Raw genomic sequence first — 20466 nt, 5'->3', positions numbered from 1 at the left:
GCTTAGTCGGCGTGAACGGGCGGCCCGCCCGCTGGTGCCGAAGCTTTCTTCATCAAAAAGATGAGCGGAAGCGCGGCGAACGTAACGATCATCATCAGCTTGAAGTCGTCGAGGTAGGCGATGAACAGAGCCTGCCGGTTGATCTCCGCATTGATGACCTGCAGCGCGATGTCGCCCTGCTGGCCGATCCGCTCCAGCAAGCTCGGATCGAGCGCCGGGATGTCATTGCGGGTGACGTGCGCGGCCATGTCAGCATGGGCGATCTGGGTGTTGCGGACCAGCTGCGAGCCGACCACGGCAATGCCGACCGAACCGCCGATATTGCGTGACAAGTTGAGGAGGCTGGCGGCATTAGTCCTGAGCGGCGGTGCCAGAGTGGCAAAGGCCAGCGCTTGCATCGGCACGAAGATGAGCCCCAGGCCCAGCCCCTGGACGAGGCCGCTCCACACCACCGGTCCGGACGGCTGGTCCAGTGCGAAGCCGGTCATCATCCACAGGCTGATGCCCATCAGGCTGATGCCCGCGGCAATAAGGATGCGCAGGTCGATCTTGCCGATCAGCCGGCCGGCCGCGAGCATGGAGATTAGCGTTCCAATGCCGCGCGGGGCGGTCAGGAAACCGGACTGGAGAACCGAATAGCCATAAAGCCGCTGCAGCAGCGGGGGCAGCAGAGCGAGGCCGGCCAGCAGCAGCACGCCGGTGACCGCCATAAACAGCAGGCCAGTAGCAAAGTTGCGGTCGGCAAACATCGAGCGCTCAAAGATCGGCGCGCGTGAGGTCAGCGTGTGAACCACGAACATCCAAAAGAAGCCGATCGCCAGTCCCGCCTCAATCGTCACCTCCCAACTCTCGAACCAGTCGTTGGTTTCGCCCCGGTCCAGGAACATCTGAAGCGAGCCAAGCGCCACCGCGATCAGAAAGAAACCGAGCAGGTCGAATTTGCGCCGGTATGGCTCGGTTTTCGGCATGGTCCGGACCAGCATCAGCCAGGCCAGCACGCCAACTGGCAGGTTAACCAGAAACACCCAGCGCCAGTCGAAGCTGTCGGTGAGCCAGCCACCGAGAACCGGACCGAGAATAGGACCGATCATAATGCCGCCGCCAAACAGGGCCATTGCCTGGCCGTGCTTCTCTGGCGGGTTGATGTCGAACATGGTCGCCTGGGCGAGCGGGACCAGGAAGGCGCCGCTGACGCCCTGCGCCAGGCGGAACAGGACCATTTCCGGCAAGGAGGTCGCGATCGCGCACAGCAGCGAGGCCGCCGTGAAGCCAATCACCGCGATCAGCATCAGCTTCTTGCGGCCGATCCGCTCGCTCAGCCAGCCGGCGATCGGGATCGCGATGGCGCTGGCGACGATGTAGCTGGTCAGCACCCAATTGATGCTGTCCTGGGTGGCGCCGAGGCTCGCCTGCATGTGCGGCAGCGCGACATTGGCGATCGTGGTGTCGAGCACCTGCATCAGCACCGCCAGCATGACGGCGACCGTGACCAGCAGGCGCTCGCCCGGGGGCAGCACGTTGGACGTGGTGGGGGCCGTGGGACCGGCCATGGCAGGACTTCCTTTAGTCGTTCAGCTCGACGGTGACGGTCGCCGAGAGGCCGGCGATCATCGGCTTGTCGGGCTTGCGATCGAAGCGGACCCGCACGGGCACGCGCTGCGTCACCTTGACCCAGTTACCATTGGCATTCTGAGCCGGAAGGATGGCGAACTCGCTGCCGGTGCCGGCGCCGATGCTTTCCACCCGGCCGGTAAAGGTCCGGCCCGGATATGCGTCGATCTCAATCTCGACCCGCTGGCCCGGAACCATGCGCGCCAGGTCCTTTTCCTTGAAGTTGGCTTCTACCCACGCGGCCTCGCCGCCCACCAAGCTGACCATGCCGACGCCGGGCACCACCTGCTGCCCGGCCAGCAGCCGGTCGGCGTTGGAGATGACCCCGGCCGCGGGAGCGCGGACGTCCGTGCGGGACAGGTCGAGCTTGGCCCTGGCGATGGCGGCACGCGCCGCGGCCTCACCCGGCTGCTCACCCGTGGAGACGATCGCTGCCTGGGCGTTGGCGGCCCGCGCGCGGGCGTCGGCCAGCGCCGTTTCGGCCTGGCGCACGTTGGCCAGTGCCTCGTCATAGCTGACGCGGGTCGTGAAGCCGCGACCGAGCAGCTGCGACTGACGCCCGAGCGCCCGCTGCGCGATGGCGAGCTGGTTCTGCGCGCCGGTGATGTCGGCGCCGGTGCCGGCGGCCTGGGTCACCGCCTGCCGCTTGGCCAGCTGGGCCGCCGCAAGCTGCGCCTCGGCCGTGGCCAGCGCCACCCGATAGGGTGCGGGATCGATGCGGAACAGTAACTGACCGGGCTTGACCCGGTCGCCTTCCTTCACGAACACTTCGGAGATCGGCCCGCTGACCTGCCCGCCGACGGAGGTGATGTCCTGCTTCACCGCGGCATTGTCGGTCGACACCGTCTTGCCGCTGTTCAGCCACCAGTAGCCGCCGACGCCGACCAGCAGCAGCGGCACGATCAGCATCAGCACCAGCCGCAACCAGTTGCGCTTCGGCTTGGACGTCGCCTGGACCTCTTCGCCCGTCAGCGGCTCACTGTTCATCTTGTTCATGCGGTCACCCTACCCTTCGGGGCAGAAAGGAGATTGCTGCGGATCCGGGCCAGCGCGGTCCGGACGGTGGCGAGTTCGGCGTCGTCGATGCCGGCGAAGGCGTCGTCGGACAGCTCGTCGGCAAGCCCGTGCAGCCGCTCTACGAGCGGTCCGGCCTTGTCGGTCAGGTACAGCTGCCAGGCGCGGCGGTCGGCGGGATCACGCCGCCGCTCAACTAAATCGCTTTCCTCCAGCCGATCGACGATCCGGCAAAGCGTGATGGGCTCAATGTCCATTCGCTCCGCCAGTTCCACCTGTCGGCCACCGGGCGTGCGGCTGAGATGCGCCAGCAGGCGCCACTGCGCGCGCGTGACGCCAAGCTCCGCCGCCTTACGGTCGAAGGCGCGGCGCAGCGCGTGCGACGTTTCGCCGATTTCCCAACCCAGCTGTTCCATAGAGTCCGCATATAGTAAGCGTGCTTAGTATTTCAACGCTCGACCGCGCGGATGGTTTCGGCGGAACCTTAGCGAACGGCTTGCTGCAGGCGCCCGATCAGCCGTGCGATCCGGCCGTGATCGCTGGTGCCGGTCCGGGCGACTCCGCGCACGTCCACCCGGCTGCCGCCGGGCACGGGCTGCGCTCGCAGCACCAGATCATCCTTGAAGCCGAGAAAACGGCTCGTCGCGGTCAGTTCGAGATGGCCATGCCCGGGGTCGGCGGCAACCACCTGCCAGCCCTCGCCCTCGGCAGCGCGACGGGCCCGCGCAACGACGCTGGCCGGGGAGGCTCGAGTCACGACCGGTTTCAAGGCCGGATAGGCGTCGGTGTGCACCGCCCGCCACCGCTCCTCGGGCGACAGGGAGGCGTAGCCGGGACGATTTGGGACCGGGACGCCGGTAATGCGGTCAGGCCGTACCATCAGGTGCGTGAACGCCGGAGGGGTTTCCAGGTCCGTGGTGACGTCGACCAGCTGCGCCGCCTGCGTATCGCGCCACCAGCCCTGCGCAATGGCCCCGACCAACGCGATCCCGAGCAGGAAGGCGGCAACGGCAATCAGCTGCCCGTCGCGACGGAACACCCGGGCATAAAGCCCGAGCAGGGTCGCTCCAGCAGCGATGACGGCGATTGCCGGCAGAGCGTCGGCGCCGCCCTGCGAGGTCCACCACCCTCGCTGCGCGCCCAGGCCAACGACGCCAGCCATGGCCAGCGCCGCCAGCGCCTCCAGCAGCGCCGCCCATGCCAGACCCGAGCCCCGCCGTTTCGGCCTACGCGCCATCACTTGCCCCCCGCTATGCCCCGCCGGCCTTGTGGCGCAGCGCCAAGCGAGCCGCAACCGGGGGTTGCCAGGGTGGCCGGTCTGGCCCAAGGACTTTCCGTCAATGACCCACATTGACGACATTCCCCGCATCCTCGACCAGCTCGCCGCCATCTACGACGAGTCCGTTGCCAACCTCCGCCGCGCGATCGGCGCCTATGTGCGCGATGGTACCCGGCCCGATCCGAACGCGCGGGCGTCCGGCCGCTTTTCCTATCCCGAGCTGCGGATCGCCTATGATCCGGACACGCCCCCGTCGCTTCCGAACCGCGCCTTCGCCCGGCTCAACCAGCCCGGCATCTACACCGCCTCGATCGCCCGGCCGGCCCTGTTCCGCGACTATCTGACGACCCAGCTCGAGCACCTGCTGCGCGATTACCAGGTCGAGATCTCGGTGGGCCGCTCGGCGAGCGAGATCCCCTACCCTTATGTGCTCGACGGGTCCGAGGACCTGCAGCTGGGCGGCATCGCCTCGGCCGAACTCGGCCGCTGGTTCCCGACCACCGAGCTGGTCCACATCGGCGACGAGATCGCGGACGGCAGTTGGGACTTCGCCAGCCATGCCGGGCGGCCGCTCGCCTTGTTCGACGCCCCGCGCACCGACTTCAGCCTGGCCCGGCTGCGGCACTATACCGGCACGCCGCCGGCCCACTTCCAGCGCTACGTCCTGTTCACCAACTACGTCCGCTACGTCGATGAGTTCGTCCGCTTTGCGGCGGACGCGCTGCGGCAGACGGACACGCCCTACCAGGGCCTGTCGGTGCCGGGCGGCCATTACGATCGCGGCATGCTGGAGAATGCGGAAGCGGAGATCTCGTCGGGCAGCTGGCGGCGCTACCAGATGCCGGCCTATCACCTGATCGGGCCCAACGGCGACGACGGCATCACGCTGATCAACATCGGCGTCGGCCCCAGCAACGCCAAGACGATTTGCGACCATGTCGCCGTGCTCCGGCCCGAGGCGTGGCTGATGATTGGGCATTGCGGCGGCCTGCGCCCCAGCCAGACGATCGGCGACTATGTCCTTGCCCACGCCTACCTGCGCGACGACCATGTGCTGGACGACGTGCTGCCGATCGAGATTCCGATTCCGGCCATCGCCGAGGTCCAGACCGCGATGTTCAACGCGGCGCTGCGGGTCACGGGCGAGACGGAGGACAGCGTCAAGAAGCGCCTGCGTACCGGCACGGTGGTGACCACCGACGACCGCAACTGGGAGCTGCGCTACACCCAGTCGGCCCTGCGCTTCAACCAGAGCCGGGCGGTGGCGATCGATATGGAATCGGCGACCGTGGCGGCCCAGGGCTACCGCTTCCGCGTGCCCTATGGGACCCTGCTGTGCGTGTCGGACAAGCCGCTCCACGGCGAGCTCAAGCTGCCGGGCCAGGCCAATGCCTTCTACGAGCGGGCGATCAGCCAGCACCTGCGCATCGGCATCCAGACGCTGGAACTGCTGCGCGAGGAGGGCGATGCCCTGCACTCGCGCAAGCTCAGGAGCTTCGACGAGCCGCCATTCCGCTAGGCTCCGACGTGCAGCTGACCCGGGTCGGTCACGATCACGTGGGTCTGGTAATAATATTTGTCCGTACGCCGCCCATTGGCGATGAAGTCGATCTGGATGCGGCGGGCGACGCCGTCGACGATGATCGGCTTGTGCAGGAGCGCACTGCGCAGATCGTCGCCGAACATCTGGCGGAGGCCGCCGATGGCGGCCGGGTCGATGCTGATGGAGAGATTGCGCTGGTCGCGGTAGTCGGGCTGGCTGTTCAGGAACAGCCGGGGTCCGACCCACTCGGCCCGCTGAACGACGAAGCCGAACCGCCCCGGCACGCCGTTCGGGGCGGCGTCTGCCGCAGCGAGCACCGCCAACGCTGGCGGTATCACCTGCGCCGTCGGCTGCCGGACCGGAGGTTGCGCGGCACAGCCGGACAGCAAGGCGAGGATCGGCAGCAAGTGGGCGCGCATGGGGCAACTCCGCAGGTGATAACGGATCCGGCGGTGCAGGCCTTAGGCAGGCTCGGCGCTGCTAGCCAGCGGTTGCTGCCGTCCGCACCCGGCCGACCTTCGGCAGAGGCGGGTTGGTCGCCAGCCAGGCTTCGAGCGCGTCCAGGTCGAGCCCGGCGTCGAACGCGTCGGTCCCTTGCGCCAGGACTGAAAAGCCATCGCCCCCACTGGCGAGGAAGTTGTTGACCGTCACCCGGTATCGGGCGGCCGGATCGATCGGGCGGCCGTTCAACGTCGCGGCCGTGATGCGTTGGCCGTCCGGTCGTGCCAGGTCGTAGGCGAAGGCAAAGCCGGCGGAGGGGACCAGCAGGCTGCCGACGCGGATCTTGCCGCCCTCGACCTTGAACTGCTGTTCCAGCAGCGCCTTGAGCTGGGCGCCGGTGAGCGTCTTCACCACCAGGTTGTTGCCGAACGGCTGCAGCGCGAAGATGTCGCCGTAGGTGATCGTGCCATCGGCGCGAGGCTTGAGGTCGGTGCGCACCCCGCTGGCGTTGATGAAGGAAAGCTGCGCGCCGCCGCGGCCGGCCGGGCGGGTGGCGGCGAGTTGCGCATCGGCGATCAGCGCCGCGGCCGGGCTCTCGCCATCCTCGGCATCCTTGAGCGCGGGTCCGGCGAGCTTGCCGACCGGCCGCTCCGCGGCTGGACGAGCGGCGGCGGCATAGCGATTCACCAACGCGGTGATTGCAGGATCGGCCGCTTCGCCGACAACGGGCACGTTTTCGGCTGTTGCCTTGAGTAGGCGCTTGGCGCTCGGGTCGTAAGTCAGGCGGATGTCGGTCACGAGATAGCCGTTCTTGCCGGCACTGGTGACCAGCCGCTGGGCGCCGCCGGCCTGCAGCTGGCAGGCATAAGCCTGGTGCGTGTGGCCGGAAACGACGATCGAGATACTCGGGTCAAGCTTGTCCAGGATCGGCAGCAGGTCGCCCGACAAGCCGTTGCAGCCGTGCTCCCGATAGACGTCGGGCACGCGCCCGCCCTGATGAAACAGGAGCACGATGACGTCCGCTCCTTGCGCCCTGAGCGTCGGCACCAGCGCGTTGGCGGTGGCGGCCTCGTCGGTGAACCTCAGCCCGGCGACGCCCGCTGGAGTGACCAGCGTCTGCGTTTCCTTGAGCGTCATGCCGATGAAGCCGACGCGGACCGGGCCGACCTGCTTAACGGTGGTCGCTGGGAACAGCGTCGTTCCACGTTCGGTAACCACATTGGCCGCGAGGTAGGTGAAGCCGGCGCCGGCGAACGGCTCGAGGCGGCAAGGCACGCGGCTGGTGTGCTTGTCGCAGCCGCCGCGCTGCATCCGGGTCAGCTCGGCGGCGCCCTTGTCGAACTCGTGGTTGCCGACGGACGCGACCTCCAGGCCGGCCATGGATAGGGCGCGGATGGACGGTTCGTCGAGGAAGTAGGCGGAGGTGAGCGGGCTGGCGCCGATCAGGTCGCCGGCAGCGACGGTGACGCTCGGATGCCCGGCGCGCAGGCGTTGCAGGGTGGCGGCGAGCGCCGCCGCGCCGCCCGCGCGGGTGGTGAGCTTGCTGCCATCGCCGCGCGCGATGTCGACCGGGGCGGCCGGGGTTTCGAGGTTGCCGTGGAAGTCGTTAAGACCGAGGATCTGCACTTCAACCAAGCCGGTGGGGGCCGTGCGCGGCTGCGGCGTCGTGGCGCAACCGGCGAGCAGGAGCCCGGCGCTACACGCGAGCAGCGAACGGCGTGAAATCGGTAGACTCGTCATATACATCCAATCCTTCGGCGCGCTTGAGGCCGCCCACCACGACGTAGGTGACGGGCGTTAGCAGCGCTTCCCATGCGACCTTGAGCGCCCATTGCGTCAGGAGCAGCCGGATGACCAGATCGTGCGTGAAGCCCGCCGCGCCCCAGAAAGCGAGCGGATAGAAGATCAGGCTGTCTATTCCCTGACCGGCCACCGTGCTGCCGATCGTGCGCATCCACAGGTGCTTGCCCGCGGTCCATACCTTCATGCGCGCCAGCACGAAGCTGTTGACGAACTCGCCGGCCCAGAAGGCGGCGATGGAAGCGAAGACGATGCGCGGGACCTGCCCGAACACCTGCTCATAGGCGGCCTGGCCGGTCCACTCCGGGCTCGGCGGCAGCGCCACCACCACCCAGCTCATGAACGCCATGAACAGCAGCGCCGCCGTCCCGACCCAGATGCAGCGACGGGCGCGGGCATAGCCGTACACCTCGGTGAGCACGTCGCCGATCACGTAGGACAATGGAAAGAACAGGATGCCCGCCCCGAACGGCCAGGCGCCGAGCCAGGGCAGGGTCACGGTCGCCACCTTGCCGGCGCCAAGTACGTTGCTGAGCAACAGGATGGCGACGAACGCCGCCATGGTCAGGTCGTACCAGCGCAAGGACCGCCCGTGCAGGACGTGCGCCTCGACCTTTCTTACCCCCTCGGTCATGGGCGCGGCTTACGCTAAGGCGCCCTCATGACCAACGAACAATTGATCGCCCTTGCCCGCGCCGCCGCCCTCAAGGCCTATGCGCCCTACTCCCGCTTTCATGTCGGTTGCGCCATCGTCAGCACCGACGGCGAGGTGGTCACCGCCGCGAACATGGAGAATGCCTGCTATCGCCTCGGCATCTGCGCGGAGCAGAGCGGCCTTGCGGCGGCGCAGCATGCGTTCGGGCTCGGCAAGGTGGCCAAGATCGTCGTTGCCGGTGGAGCGGCGGGTGACGGTGAGCTGGCCGGGGGGAGCGTGGTCACCCCGTGCGGCGGCTGCCGCCAGGCGATCCTGGAGGCCGCACACTTAAGCGGCCGCGAGGTGGAGATTGTCTGCGCCAGCGGTGATGGTCAGCAGGTGGAGATGCACCGGATCGGCGACCTAATCCCGCATGGTTTCGGACCGGCGAACCTGGCGGACGCCGGTTGAGCCAGACTAATTGACCGCGCGCTCCAGCACCGGGGTGATGCGGTCGATGGTGTAGGGCTTCTCAAGCATCGGCGCCTGCGCGAACGCGGCCGGCGGCGGCTCGACATGGCCGCCCGTCGCGATGATGAACGGCACGCCCTTTTCCCGAAGCTTCTCGGCCACCGGCCAAACGGCCTCGCCCTTCAGGTTGACGTCGAGGATGGCGCAGTCGAACCCGCCCTCTTCCGCCTTGGCGAGCGCGTCGCCGACGGAATCGCAGCTGGCGTGGATGCTGTGGCCGAGTGTCTCGAGGAAGTCCTCGAGCATCATTGCAATCAGCGGCTCGTCCTCAACGACGAGTATGGCGCGCCCCGTATTCACCGGCCGCTGCATACGGGCGAGTTCCGCGGGGCGCAAATTTATTCTTGCGCCAATACCTTACGGGCGGCTTCGGCAAGCTCCTGAACCGAAAAGGGTTTCGGGAGAAAGGCGACGTGGTCGATGTCGATCGAGTTGCGCAGTTGTTCCTCCGCATAGCCGGACATGAACAGGACCGGCACGTCCGGGCGCAGGGTCCGGGCGTGGCGGACCATGGTCGGGCCGTCCATGGCGGGCATGACCACATCGCTGATCAGCAGGTCGATCGGATCGCCGCGCTCGATGATCTCCAGCGCTTCCTCGCCGTTGTTGGCGGTCACCACGGTGTAGCCCTGGCGGGTCAGCGCCCGTTCCGCGACCGTGCGGACCATGGCCTCGTCCTCGACCAGCAGGACGGTGCCGCTCCCCCAGGTCTCCTCCTGAGGCGCCTTGGGTGCGGCGGGCGCCTTTTCGGCGCCGGCCTCCTCGCGATGGACGGGCAGGTAGATGACGAAGGTGGTGCCCTGCCCGACCTTGGAATCGGCGAAGATGTAGCCGCCCGACTGCTTGACGATGCCGTAGACGGTGGACAGGCCAAGGCCCGTGCCCTTGCCGACTTCCTTGGTGGTGAAGAAGGGCTCGAAAATCTTGCCCAGCACGTTGGCCGGAATGCCGCAGCCGGTGTCGGCGATGCTGAGCGCCGCATAATCGGCGACCGGCAGGATCTCGCTGCCCAGCTCGGCCACCTGGTTGGCGGGCACCGAATAGGTCTGGATGGTGAGCTGGCCGTTGCCCGTGTCCTGCATGGCGTCGCGGGCATTCACGGCGAGGTTGACGATCACCTGCTCCAGCTGGCCCGGGTCCGCCCGCACAGGGCCAAGGTCGCGGCCATGCTTGACGTGAAGGGTGACCGTTTCGCCAAGCAGCCGTTTCAGGAGGTGCGATACTTCGGAAACGACGTCGGGCAGCTGCAGCACCTGGGGGCGCAGCGTCTGCTGACGGGAAAAGGCAAGCAGCTGGCGGGTCAGGCCGGCGGCTCGGTTCGAGTTCGACTTGATCTGCTGGATGTCGTCATAGTCGCTGTCGCCGGGCGTGTGCCGCATCAGCATCAGGTCGCAATGACCGATGATGGCGGTCAGGATATTGTTGAAGTCGTGCGCGACGCCGCCGGCGAGCTGGCCCACCGCCTGCATCTTGGTCGCCTGGGCGATCTGGCGCTTGAGCTTGGCTTCCTCGCTATTGTCCTTGAGCAGCAGCAGCACCACCGGATCGCCGAGGCCGCGCAGGCCCGCGATGGTCAGCGCGACCGGCTCGCCCGGATTGTGGACCAGCCGCACGGCAAGATCGCTGGACATGGCCGGCCCGCGGGTGTTGCGCCGAACGGTATCGGCGACCGCCGCCTTGTCCTCCTTGACGACGAGGTCGCCCGGGTAGGCGGGGATGCCGCCATCCCCGAGCCCACCGGCGGTACGAAACGCCTTGTTGGTGGTCAGGAAGCGGCGGTCCCGGTCGACCAGCGCCAGCCCGACGGGCAGGATGTCGAGCAGTGCCTGGAGGTTGGCCCCGTTGCTGAGCGAGGCCGCCTCCGGCGTGTCGAACAGCAGATTGAGGCCCGCCTGCCCGGACCGCTCGGCGTCGATCGGAATATGCAGCAGACGAAGCGGACGATTGGCCTCCAGCTCGGTCGACAGCCGCACGCGCCCATCGTCATCCTGCTGCAGCAATTCGCCCAGGGTAAGCCCGGCGAAGTCGTCGGCGACGCCGGCGCGCTCGCGCAGCAGGCGGTTGGCGGCCAGCAGCTCCCCGTGGGGACCAGTGACCGCCGACAGCACGCCATTGCGGCCGAGGATCTCGCCTTCCGGTCCGGTCGCCCGCCCCTTGAGCACGGCGAGGAAGTCGCGCTGCGGCCGGGGGAAGCGCCACAACAGCAGGTCGCCGAGCGCGCCCACCCGCTGCACCTCGACCCGGGCCGGTCCGCTGGGGGTGGCGACGTCGTCGATGGAGCCTTGACCATCGCGCCAGGCCAGGGCGCGGGCCGAGCCCAGCTCCGCCAGCGCCGCTTCGTTCGCGCCGAGGTCGAGGGGCCGCGGGGCACCGGCGAAGCGCTGCCCATAGGCTTCGTTAGCGGTGACGAGGCTGCCTTCGCCGTCCGTGAGGGCGGCAGGGTCCGGCGACAGCGCGAGCGCTGAGCCGACCAGGGCGATATCGGGAGTGCTGACGGTGACCGGCACCAGCCGGGCGGAGCGGCGCCGCGCGGCCCAGGACAGGCCAGCGGCGACCGCGGTGCTGAGCAGCAGCGCCGCGGCGACCAGCGGATGCCGGGCGACGAGCGCCAGGACCGCGCTGCCGGCCAGGGCGGCGGCGAGCAGCGCGGGGACGAGCCAGGACTCGCCGCTGTCGAGCGGTTGCGCGTCGAGCGCGGCGAGCCTGGTGTGCAGCATCAGCCTACCATACGCGTACGCGCTGGTCCGGCGCCAGATACAGCTTCTCGCCCGGCTGCACGTTGTAGGCGCCGTACCAGGGATCGAGGTTGCGCACGACCCAGGTGCGCTGGATGGTCGGCGAGTGCGGATCGGTGATCAGCCGCTGCCGCATGCTCGCCTCGCGGATGTTGGAGCGCCACACCTGCGCCCAGCCCAGGTAGAAGCGCTGGTCGCCCGTCATGCCGTCGATCACCGGCGCCTGCTGGCCGTTGAGCGCGTGATGGTAGGCGTCGTAGGCCACCGTCAGGCCGGCAAGGTCGCCAATGTTCTCGCCGAGCGTCAGCGCGCCCTGAACGTTGGCGCCAGGGAAGACCTCGTAGGCGTCGTACTGGGCCACGAGCTTCTTGGTCGCGGCCTGGAAAGCGGCGACGTCCTGCGGCGTCCACCAGTCCTTCAGTTGGCCGGTCTCGTCATACTTGGAGCCCTGGTCGTCGAAGTGGTGGCTGATCTCATGGCCGATCACGGCGCCGATGCCGCCGTAATTGATCGCCGGATCCGCGTTCGGGTCAAAGAACGGCGGCTGCAGGATGGCGGCGGGGAACACGATCTCCGACATTCCGAAGTTGGCATAGGCATTGATGGTCATGGGGGTCATGCCCCATTCCCACTTGCGCACCGGCCCACCCAGCTTGCTAAGGTTGTCGGCGGTCTCGAACTCGGCCGAGCGCATGGCGTTGCCGAGCACGTCGTCGGCGCTGATCTGCAGCCCGGAGAAGTCGCGCCACTGGGTCGGGTAGCCGATCTTGGTGGTGAAGTTGGCAAGCTTGGCCCGGGCGCGGGTCTTGGTCGCCGGGGCCATCCAGGTCAGCCCGTCGATCCGCCGGCCCATCGCCTCAACCACGTTCTTGACGAGTTCGTCGGCCGCGGCCTTGGTCTCGGGCGGGAAGTAGCGGGCGACATAGAGCTTGCTGACGTCGTCGCTGAGCGCTCCGGTGGTGAAGGACACGGCGCGGCGCCAGCGCGCCTGCTGCTGCGGAGTGCCCGACAGGGTGGTGCCGTAGAAGGCGAAGTTCTCGTCGTCGAACTTCTTGGGCAGGTAGTCGGAGTAGCCGTCCAGCGCTCGGATCAGCAGCTGGTCCTTGAGCACGCCCAAGGGCGCGCGCGACACCGCCCGGGCGATGCCGGTCATGGCGCTCGGCTGGGCGACGATCGCCTCGTCGACGTTGACCCCTTCGGCCTTGAGCATCCGCGCGAAGTCGAAGCCCGGGGCCGAGCGGTTGAGCGCGGCCAGGGTCATCTTGTTGTAGGTCTTGGTCGCGTCGCGGCTCTCGACCTGGGTCCAGTGGGCGCGCGCGATTTGGGTCTCGAAGTCGAGGATCGCCTTTGCCCGGGCGGCCGCGTTCGGCTCGCCGGCCAGCTGGAACATGTTGGTCATGTGCTGGACGTACTTGGCCCGGATGTCGGCGAAACGGGCGTCGTTCTTCAGGTAATAGTCGCGATCCGGAAGGCCGATGCCGCCCTGGTAGAGGCTGAGCGCGTATTGCGTGTTGATCTTGTCGTCGACGCCGACGAAGCCCACCACCGGGCCGAACACGCCGACGCGGCTGGTCCGGGCAACGAGGTCGGGATAAGCGGCCTTGCTATTCAGGGCCTTGATCTGGTTCATCAGGGGCTGCAGGGGCGACAGGCCCTTGGCCTCGATCGCCTGCTCATTCATGAAGCTGGCGTAAGCGGCGCCGATCTTGTTGTTGGGGTCTTTGGCGGCTTCCTCGATGATGCCGCGGGTGCGCTCCTTGGACAGGTCGTCAAGCAGGTTGAACGAGCCGTAGCCGGGCTTGTCGGCGGGGATCGGCGTGTTCTTGGCCCAGGTGCCGTTGGCGAAGGCGTAGAAGTCGTCGCCCGGACGCACGGTGCGGTCCATGCCGGCGGTATCAAAGCCGAACTCACCGAAGCGCGGCTTGGGCCGAGCGGCTTCGGCCGGGGTGGCCGCGGGCGTGGCAGTGGCGGCCGCTTCGGCCGCAGCGGCGGCCTCGTCGCGCGCCGAGGGAGTGGTCGCGCAAGCTGCGAGGGCAGTGCTCGCGGCAAGCAGGATCATCATGTGCTTCATGGACTTACGGCCTCCAGTTCAACTGTGATGACGGAACAATTCAGGTCGCGTGCGCCTGCGCCACTTGGCCCCGACCCACCAGCGCCAAACGACAATCGACAGGGCCCAGCCGACGAACGCCACGACCAGGGAGATCACGAACAGGCCGGTGATCATGGCCGGCGCGGCGTCCGACAGCAACCAGGCCATCCAATCACCCAGGCTTGCACCCCGCGACAGCAGCGCGTCGAAGGTGGCGATGTCGGCATGAAAGCCGAACCGGTTGCCGACGTAGATGGACGCGGCGAGGAAGAAGGGCGTGGTCGCCGGATTGGACAGGAAGGTCATGGCGGCGGCGATCGGCACGTTGCCGCGCAGCGGCATGCACAGCAGCGCCGCACCGACGATCTGCAGGCCGGGGATCATCAGGAAGATGCCGATGAACAGGCCCGCGAACACGCCCCGCGGTACGGAGCGGCGGGTGAAACGCCACAGTTCGGAATGGCGAATGCGGCGGCCGAATGGCTTGAGCCAACGGCTTTCCAGTACCTCTTCGCGGGACGGCGTGGCCTTCGCAGCGAGTCGGTGAAGGAATGACGCGCGCTCAGCCATGGGCGCGGAGCAGACGCCCCTGCTCACGCTTCCAGTCGCGTTCCTTGATGGTCTCGCGCTTGTCGTGCACCTTCTTGCCCCGGGCGAGCGCCAGTTCGACCTTGGCCCGCCCCTTGCCGTTGAAATAGATGGAAAGCGGGACCAGCGTAAGGCCCTGCCGCGTGATCGCGCCATTGAGCTTGTCGATCTCGCGCTTGCGCAGCAGCAGTTTGCGCTGGCGGCGCGGCTCGTGGTTCATCCAGCTGCCGCTCTTGTACTCGGGGATGTGGCTGTTGATCAGCACCACTTCCTCGCCGTGCATGGTTGCGTAGCTTTCGGCGATCGACCCCTCGCCCGCACGCAGCGCCTTCACCTCCGTGCCCTTGAGCTCAATACCCGCCTCGAACCGCTCCTCGACGAAATAGTCGTAACGGGCGCGCCGGTTCTCGGCGACGACCTTCTGCTTGTCGAACGGGGCTGCGGGCGGTTTGGCCATGTGCGCCGGCAAGTAGAGGCCCGCTCCGCCTTTTGCCAGCGGTTAGACCAGCCCGGCGTGCGCAAGCGCCGCATCCACCGCGCGGCGGCTCGCTTCGCCGGCGGCGGTCATGGGCGCGCGCAACTCCTGCGGGAAGCCGGGGCGGACCCGGCCGAGCGCGTATTTGACCGGGCCGGGCGAGGCGTCGGTGAACAGGGCGGCGTGGAGCGGGAACAGCCGGTCCTGCAGTTCGAGTGCGCGGGCGTAGTCGCCGCGCAGGGTCGCCTCCTGGAACTCGGCGCACAGGCGCGGGGCGACGTTGGCCGTGACGCTGATGCAGCCGCGGCCGCCCATGGCGTTGAAGGCCAGCGCCATGTCGTCGTTGCCCGACAGCTGGACGAAGTCGGGCCCGCAGGCGGCGCGCTGGGCCGAGACCCGGGCGATGGCGCCCGTCGCGTCCTTGACCGCGACCACGTTCGGCAGCTGCGCCAGCCGTGCCATGGTCTCAACCGCGATGTCGGTAACCGTGCGGGCGGGCACGTTGTAGAGGATGATGGGAATGCCGACCTCGGCCACCCGGCTGAGATGGAGATAGATGCCGTCCTGGTTGGGGCGGTTGTAATAAGGCGGAACGTGCAGTGCCGCCGCCGCGCCCAGCTCCTGCGCCGTGCGGGTCAGGGCGACGGCGTGCTCCGTGTCGTTCGCACCGCACCCGGCAATCACCGGCACCCGCCCGTTCGCCACTTCGAGCGTGAGTTCGATCACGCGCCGGTGCTCGGCATCGGTCAGCGTCGCGGATTCGCCGGTAGTGCCGCAGGCGACCAGCGCGTGGGTGCCTTCGGCGATCTGCCAATCGAGAAAGTCACGGAACGCAGCCTCGTCGACCTTGTTAGCGGTGAACGGTGTCACCAGCGCGGGGATTGAACCGGAAAACATGGGTATCCCTCTTCACCGGGATTCACCCGGACATGTACAACAGCAATTAACGATGTTCAGCGTTTGATAAGGACCGGGGGGCGAACATGTCCAGTATGAGACGAGTGGCACTGCTCCTGACCGGCCTGCTCGGGTCGGCCGCCATCGCCAGCTCGGCGCAGCTGCTGGTGCCTGCCCAGCCGCGGCCGACGGTCAGCCCGGCCGCCTACCCTGGCGACGTCAACGGCGCGATCCAGGATTGGCGGCGGCTGCGCCAATCGACCGGCTATGCCTTCGCCGATTATGCGCGGTTCCTGATCGCCAATCCCGATTGGCCGGGCGAGACCGCCATGCGCCGTGCGGCCGAGAAGCAGATGCGGCCGGGCGAGTATCCGGCCACCGTGCTGGCCTTCTTCCAGACGGACAAGCCGACCACCGGCAATGGCTGGGCGCGGTTTGCCGAGAGCCTGGCCGCCCAGGGCCGCAGCGTCGAGGCGCTGGCAGCAGCACGCGAGGCTTGGGCCGCGTCCGGCCTCTCCGGCACCGACGAGCTGGCGCTGTACCAGCGGTTCGGGGCGCAGTTCACCACCGCCGATCATGACCAACGGGTCGACCGGCTGCTGATCGACCGCGACCCGACGAACGCCCAGCGCCTGCTGGTGTCCACCAGCCCCGTCCGCCGCCCGGCGTTCGCCGCGCGCATCGCCATGCAGCTGCGCTCGCCCGACGTCGAGCAGCGGTACAACCTGGTGATGGGCCAGGTGACGACCGATTCCGGCCTGATGCAGGACCGCGCCCGCTACCTGCGCGAAGCGGGTTGGGACTCGGCCATGCGCCAGCTGCTCGCCCGGCCGCACAGCTTCGCCTACCGGCCGGTCGACGCCGAGAAGTGGTACGAGCTGCTGCTGTCGGCGGCGCAGGGCGCGGCGGCCGAGCGGCAATATACGCTGGCCTACAACATCGCGCGGCAAGTCGATGATGCCCTGCCCGCGGGCGCTCAGCCCGCGCTGCAGCCTTACGGCGTGCGCGATGATTATACCTCGCTGACCTGGCTGGCGGGTGTCAGCGCGCTGCGCGGGCTGAACCGTCCCGCCGACGCGGTGCCGATGTTCGACCGCTACGCCCGCGGCGGCCGTTCGCTGCAGGTGGTGGCCAAGGGCGCCTACTGGGCGGGCCGGGCGGCGAGCCAGGCTGGCCGTTACGCCGAGGCGACGAGCTATTTCAGCCGGGCCGCGGCCTATCCGGAGCTGTTCTACGGCCAGCTCGCGCTGGAGCGGCTCGGTCGGCCGGTGCCGATCCCGGGCGCAACTGCCGTCCTGCCGACGCCGCTGCAACGCCAGGCGTTCCAGTCGCGGCGGTTGGTGCGGGCGCTGCAGGCGCTGAACGCCGGCGGCTACCGGCAGGAAGCGGCCCTGTTCGTCCGTGCGCTGAGCGAGTCGGTGCACAATGACGGCGACCGGATGCTGGCGATGGAGCTGGGCAACCAGATCGGCCGCCAGGACCTGGCGGTCTGGACCGCCCGCTCCGCCCGCAACGACGGCGCGGCCTTCTTCGTCCGCCAGGGTTATCCCAACCTGTCGCAGCCGCTGGCCGATCCGGCGCTGTGGAGCCTGTCGCACGGCATCACCCGGCAGGAATCGAGCTTCGACCGCAGTGCCGTCAGCGGCGCTGGCGCGCGTGGCCTCATGCAGCTGATGCCGGGCACCGCGGCGGAGCAGGCCGGCAAGATGGGCTACGGCTATGATCCGACTCGCCTGACTTCGGACCCGGCCTACAACGTGATGCTCGGCTCGGCCTATTTCCGGCGGCTGCTCGACCAGTGGAGCGGCAGCTATCCGCTGGCGATCGCCAGCTACAACGCCGGGGCGGGCAACGTGCGCAAGTGGATTGATCGCAACGGCGATCCGCGGCGGCCGGGCGGCGACATGGTCGCCTGGATCGAGGATATCCCGTTCAGCGAGACGCGGGGCTATGTGCAGCGCGTGCTGGAGAACACGGTGGTTTACGATCGGCTGAACCCGCGCCCGACCACGCAGCCGCGGCACCTCAGCTACTTCCTCGGCAAGGATCGGCTCGGCTAGAGCCGGGCATGGCCGACTCCAGACCGCCGCGCTTCATCACGCCCCAGGGCTTCGCGCGCATCCGCGCGGAGTATGAGCAACTGTTCGGGGAGGAGCGGCCGAAGCTGGTCGAAACGATCAGCTGGGCGGCCGGCAACGGCGACCGGTCGGAGAACGGCGATTACATCTATGGCCGCAAGCGCCTGCGCGAGATCGACCGGCGGCTCGGCTACCTGGCCAAGGTGATGAAGACGGCGAAGGTGGTCGACCCCGCGAGCCAAGGGGGGCGCGACCAGGTGCGGTTCGGAGCGACCGTCGAACTGGCGGACGAGGACGACAACCGGCGCGTGCTGACCCTGGTCGGCGAGGACGAGGCGGATGCGTCGTCGGGGCGCATCAGCTGGGCCTCCCCGCTCGCCCGCGCCCTGGTCGGCGCGCGGGTCGGCGACGAGCGGACGGTGCGGCTGCCAGCGGGCGAGAAGGGCTATCAGGTGATGGCGATCAGCTATCCGAGCTGACGCCACCCGAACTATAGGCGATCGATGATGACGGCGTCGACGGAGCGCTTCACCGGCCCGTGGAACACCGCTTCGATGTTATTGCCATCCGGATCGATTAGAAAGGCGCCGTAGTAGCCTGGATGATAGTTCCGCTCGCCGGGCGCGCCATTGTCCCGGCCTCCCGCCGCCACACCGGCGGCGTGAAAGCGCTGCACGGCGGCGCGGTCGGACGCCTGAAAGGCGATGTGAATACTCGACAGCCGGTCCGAAGCCTGGTCGACGTATAGCTCGTCGCTCCAGAAGTGGCCCTCGTCGCCGCCGCTGATGGCGAGACCCAGCGCCCCAAGAACGGCCTCGTAGAAACGGCGGCTTGCAGCCACGTCGCTCACGCGCAGGTGCACATGATCGAGCAAGCGGCCCTTCATCACCTGCATCGGACCGGCGCCCTCGGCCTAGCCGGTCGCCTGGACCGCATGCTCCCCAACCACGCGGATCGACAGCTCGCGCAGCTGCTTGATCGAGACCGGCGCAGGCGCGTTCATCATCAGGTCCTCGGCCTTCTGGTTCATCGGGAAGACCACCACCTCGCGGATGTTGGGCTCGCCGGCGAGCAGCATCACGATGCGGTCGATGCCCGGGGCCGAACCGCCGTGCGGCGGCGCGCCAAACTTGAAGGCGTTGATCATGCCCGAGAAGTTCTCGTCCACCTGCTCCTTGGTGTAGCCGGCGATCTCGAACGCCTTGTACATGATGTCGGGACGGTGGTTGCGGATCGCGCCGGAGGAGAGCTCCACGCCGTTGCAGACGATGTCATATTGCCAGGCGAGGATGTCCAAGGGGTCCTTGGTCTCCAGCGCCTCCAGCTCGCCCTGCGGCATGGAGAACGGATTGTGGCTGAAATCGACCTTTTTCGCGTCCTCGTCATACTCGAACATCGGGAAGTCGACGATCCAGCAGAACTCGAACTTGTTCTCGTCGATGAGGCCGAGTTGCTGGCCGACGCGGGTGCGGGCAAAGCCGGCGAGCTTGGCCGCTTCCGCTTCCTTGCCCGCGGCGAAGAAGATGCCGTCGTCCGGGCCAAGGCCGAGCTCGGCGGCGAGGCGGTCCATGCCCTCGGTGCCATGATTCTTGGCGATGGGACCGCCCCACTCGCCGCCCTTGCGGGTGGCGTAGCCGAGGCCGGCGAAGCCTTCGCCACGCGCCCAGTCGTTCATGTCGTCGAAGAATTTGCGGCTCTTGTCGGCCGTGTTCGGGGCCGGGATGGCGCGGACGAAGCCGCCGCCGTCGACGATCTTGGCGAACAGGCCGAAGCCCGAGCCGCGGAAGTGGTTTCCGACGTCGGCGATGACCAGGGGGTTCCTGAGGTCCGGCTTGTCGTTGCCGTACTTCAGCATCGACTCACGGTAGGGGATGCGCGGGAAGCCGCCCTCGGTCACCGACCGCCCGTCAGCGAACTCGCGGAAGACGCCGGCCAGCACCGGCTCGATCGCGTTGAACACGTCGTCCTGAGTGACGAAGCTCATCTCGAAGTCGAGTTGGTAGAATTCGCCGGGCGAGCGGTCGGCGCGGGCGTCTTCGTCGCGGAAGCAGGGCGCGATTTGGAAATAGCGGTCGAAGCCGGCGACCATCAGCAGCTGCTTGAACATCTGCGGCGCCTGCGGGAGCGCGTAGAACTTGCCGGGGTGGACGCGACTGGGGACGAGATAGTCGCGCGCGCCTTCCGGACTGCTGGCGGTGAGAATCGGCGTCTGGAACTCGGTGAAGCCCTGCTCGATCATGCGCCGGCGGATGGAGGCGATAACCGAGGAGCGCAGCATGATGTTGCGGTGCAGGCGCTCGCGACGCAGGTCGAGGTAGCGATAGGTAAGCCGGATATCCTCCGGATACTCCTGCTCGCCCGCCACTGGCATCGGCAGCTCGGCGGCCTGGCTCTGGACGGTGATCTCGCGGGCGAACACCTCGATGTCGCCAGTGGCGAGGTTGGCGTTGGTGGTCCCCGCCGCGCGGTCCTTCACGACGCCATCGATGGTGACCACCGACTCGACCCGCAAACGGTCGAGCACCGGCAGCGCCGGGCTGTCGGTGTCGGCGACCACCTGGGTGATGCCGTAATGGTCGCGCAGGTCGATGAACAGCACGCCGCCGTGATCGCGCTTGCGGTGGACCCAGCCCGACAGGCGAACCGCGTCGCCGACGTTGTCGGCCCGGAGCTGGCCGCAGGTGTGGGTGCGATAGGCGTGCATGATGGGGAGCTCGCTTGGGCTGGAAAGTGGTGGAAAAAGCGGGG

Annotated in this window: 19 protein-coding genes; 4 read left to right on the top strand and 15 right to left on the bottom strand. The window is 68.0% G+C overall.

The window, feature by feature from the left end:
* Positions 1-2: 2 nt before the first annotated feature.
* The 4 genes from OMW55_RS12905 to OMW55_RS12890 form a co-directional block, all read right to left on the bottom strand.
* Positions 3-1550, bottom strand: coding sequence for a DHA2 family efflux MFS transporter permease subunit (locus OMW55_RS12905; RefSeq protein ID WP_264883706.1), 1548 nt, complete (start codon positions 1548-1550; stop codon positions 3-5).
* 13 nt (positions 1551-1563) lie between these two features.
* Positions 1564-2607, bottom strand: coding sequence for an HlyD family secretion protein (locus OMW55_RS12900; RefSeq protein ID WP_264883704.1), 1044 nt, complete (start codon positions 2605-2607; stop codon positions 1564-1566).
* Positions 2604-3041 carry a MarR family winged helix-turn-helix transcriptional regulator gene (locus OMW55_RS12895; RefSeq protein ID WP_264883702.1) on the bottom strand — a complete coding sequence of 146 codons (438 nt, stop codon included), beginning with the start codon at positions 3039-3041 and terminating at the stop codon, positions 2604-2606. Before OMW55_RS12895 ends, OMW55_RS12900 begins: the two co-directional genes overlap by 4 nt.
* Positions 3042-3109: 68 nt before the next feature.
* On the bottom strand, positions 3110-3862 hold the full coding sequence (locus OMW55_RS12890) for a DUF1499 domain-containing protein (RefSeq protein ID WP_264883700.1): 753 nt from the start codon (positions 3860-3862) through the stop codon (positions 3110-3112).
* A 103-nt stretch (positions 3863-3965) separates the two neighbouring features.
* Between OMW55_RS12890 and OMW55_RS12885 the strand changes: the two genes are divergently transcribed.
* Positions 3966-5423 carry an AMP nucleosidase gene (locus tag OMW55_RS12885; RefSeq protein ID WP_264883698.1) on the top strand — a complete coding sequence of 486 codons (1458 nt, stop codon included), beginning with the start codon at positions 3966-3968 and terminating at the stop codon, positions 5421-5423.
* Here OMW55_RS12885 and OMW55_RS12880 read toward each other — a convergent pair.
* The 3 genes from OMW55_RS12880 to OMW55_RS12870 all read right to left on the bottom strand — a co-directional run bounded on the left by OMW55_RS12880 (position 5420) and on the right by OMW55_RS12870 (position 8322).
* Positions 5420-5866, bottom strand: a complete 447-nt coding sequence (locus tag OMW55_RS12880; RefSeq protein WP_264883696.1) for a hypothetical protein — start codon at positions 5864-5866, stop codon at positions 5420-5422. The two genes, OMW55_RS12885 and OMW55_RS12880, sit on opposite strands and share 4 nt — an antisense overlap.
* A gap of 61 nt (positions 5867-5927) precedes the next feature.
* The gene (locus OMW55_RS12875) at positions 5928-7628 is read right to left on the bottom strand and encodes a bifunctional metallophosphatase/5'-nucleotidase (RefSeq protein WP_264883694.1); all 1701 of its coding nucleotides are present in this window, start codon (positions 7626-7628) and stop codon (positions 5928-5930) included.
* A complete protein-coding gene (locus OMW55_RS12870; protein WP_264883692.1) occupies positions 7585-8322 on the bottom strand; it encodes a queuosine precursor transporter in 738 nt (245 codons plus the stop codon). The genes OMW55_RS12875 and OMW55_RS12870 overlap by 44 nt, the downstream gene beginning before the upstream one ends.
* A 27-nt stretch (positions 8323-8349) precedes the next feature.
* On the opposite strand from OMW55_RS12870, the gene OMW55_RS12865 reads away from it, so the two are divergent.
* Positions 8350-8793 carry a cytidine deaminase gene (locus tag OMW55_RS12865; RefSeq protein ID WP_264883690.1) on the top strand — a complete coding sequence of 148 codons (444 nt, stop codon included), beginning with the start codon at positions 8350-8352 and terminating at the stop codon, positions 8791-8793.
* 6 nt (positions 8794-8799) lie between these two features.
* On the opposite strand, the gene OMW55_RS12860 is transcribed toward OMW55_RS12865, so the two are convergent.
* Genes OMW55_RS12860 through dapA form a run of 6 tightly spaced genes read right to left on the bottom strand, consistent with a single transcriptional unit; the run spans position 8800 to position 15640 of the window.
* A complete protein-coding gene (locus tag OMW55_RS12860; protein ID WP_319950672.1) occupies positions 8800-9189 on the bottom strand; it encodes a response regulator in 390 nt (129 codons plus the stop codon).
* Positions 9190-9191: 2 nt separating this feature from the next.
* The gene (locus OMW55_RS12855) at positions 9192-11570 is read right to left on the bottom strand and encodes a hybrid sensor histidine kinase/response regulator (protein ID WP_264883688.1); all 2379 of its coding nucleotides are present in this window, start codon (positions 11568-11570) and stop codon (positions 9192-9194) included.
* 4 nt (positions 11571-11574) lie between these two features.
* Positions 11575-13659 carry a M13 family metallopeptidase gene (locus OMW55_RS12850; RefSeq protein WP_264883686.1) on the bottom strand — a complete coding sequence of 695 codons (2085 nt, stop codon included), beginning with the start codon at positions 13657-13659 and terminating at the stop codon, positions 11575-11577.
* Positions 13660-13677: 18 nt separating this feature from the next.
* Complete coding sequence (locus OMW55_RS12845) at positions 13678-14250, bottom strand: DUF2062 domain-containing protein (protein WP_264883683.1); 573 nt, start codon at positions 14248-14250, stop codon at positions 13678-13680.
* Complete coding sequence (gene smpB / locus OMW55_RS12840; protein ID WP_264883680.1) at positions 14243-14725, bottom strand: SsrA-binding protein SmpB; 483 nt, start codon at positions 14723-14725, stop codon at positions 14243-14245. Before smpB ends, OMW55_RS12845 begins: the two co-directional genes overlap by 8 nt.
* A gap of 42 nt (positions 14726-14767) precedes the next feature.
* The gene (gene dapA / locus OMW55_RS12835) at positions 14768-15640 is read right to left on the bottom strand and encodes a 4-hydroxy-tetrahydrodipicolinate synthase (RefSeq protein ID WP_264883678.1); all 873 of its coding nucleotides are present in this window, start codon (positions 15638-15640) and stop codon (positions 14768-14770) included.
* Positions 15641-15726: 86 nt separating this feature from the next.
* Between dapA and OMW55_RS12830 the strand changes: the two genes are divergently transcribed.
* Positions 15727-17700 (top strand): lytic transglycosylase domain-containing protein, encoded by a 1974-nt coding sequence (locus OMW55_RS12830; protein ID WP_264883676.1) that lies wholly within the window; start codon positions 15727-15729, stop codon positions 17698-17700.
* 8 nt (positions 17701-17708) lie between these two features.
* Positions 17709-18197, top strand: a complete 489-nt coding sequence (gene greB / locus OMW55_RS12825; protein ID WP_264883674.1) for a transcription elongation factor GreB — start codon at positions 17709-17711, stop codon at positions 18195-18197.
* Positions 18198-18208: 11 nt separating this feature from the next.
* On the opposite strand, the gene OMW55_RS12820 is transcribed toward greB, so the two are convergent.
* Both OMW55_RS12820 and aspS read right to left on the bottom strand, forming a co-directional pair.
* Positions 18209-18613 carry a VOC family protein gene (locus OMW55_RS12820; RefSeq protein WP_264883672.1) on the bottom strand — a complete coding sequence of 135 codons (405 nt, stop codon included), beginning with the start codon at positions 18611-18613 and terminating at the stop codon, positions 18209-18211.
* An 18-nt stretch (positions 18614-18631) separates the two neighbouring features.
* Positions 18632-20422 carry an aspartate--tRNA ligase gene (aspS, locus tag OMW55_RS12815; RefSeq protein WP_264883670.1) on the bottom strand — a complete coding sequence of 597 codons (1791 nt, stop codon included), beginning with the start codon at positions 20420-20422 and terminating at the stop codon, positions 18632-18634.
* Between the last annotated feature and the right edge of the window lie 44 nt (positions 20423-20466).

Origin of the sequence: Sphingomonas arvum, from assembly GCF_026013565.1 — a bacterium.
Taxonomy (GTDB): domain Bacteria; phylum Pseudomonadota; class Alphaproteobacteria; order Sphingomonadales; family Sphingomonadaceae; genus Sphingomicrobium; species Sphingomicrobium arvum.
The sequence above is the reverse complement of the archived record's forward strand: the minus strand, read 5'-3'. Positions and strand labels throughout refer to the sequence as shown.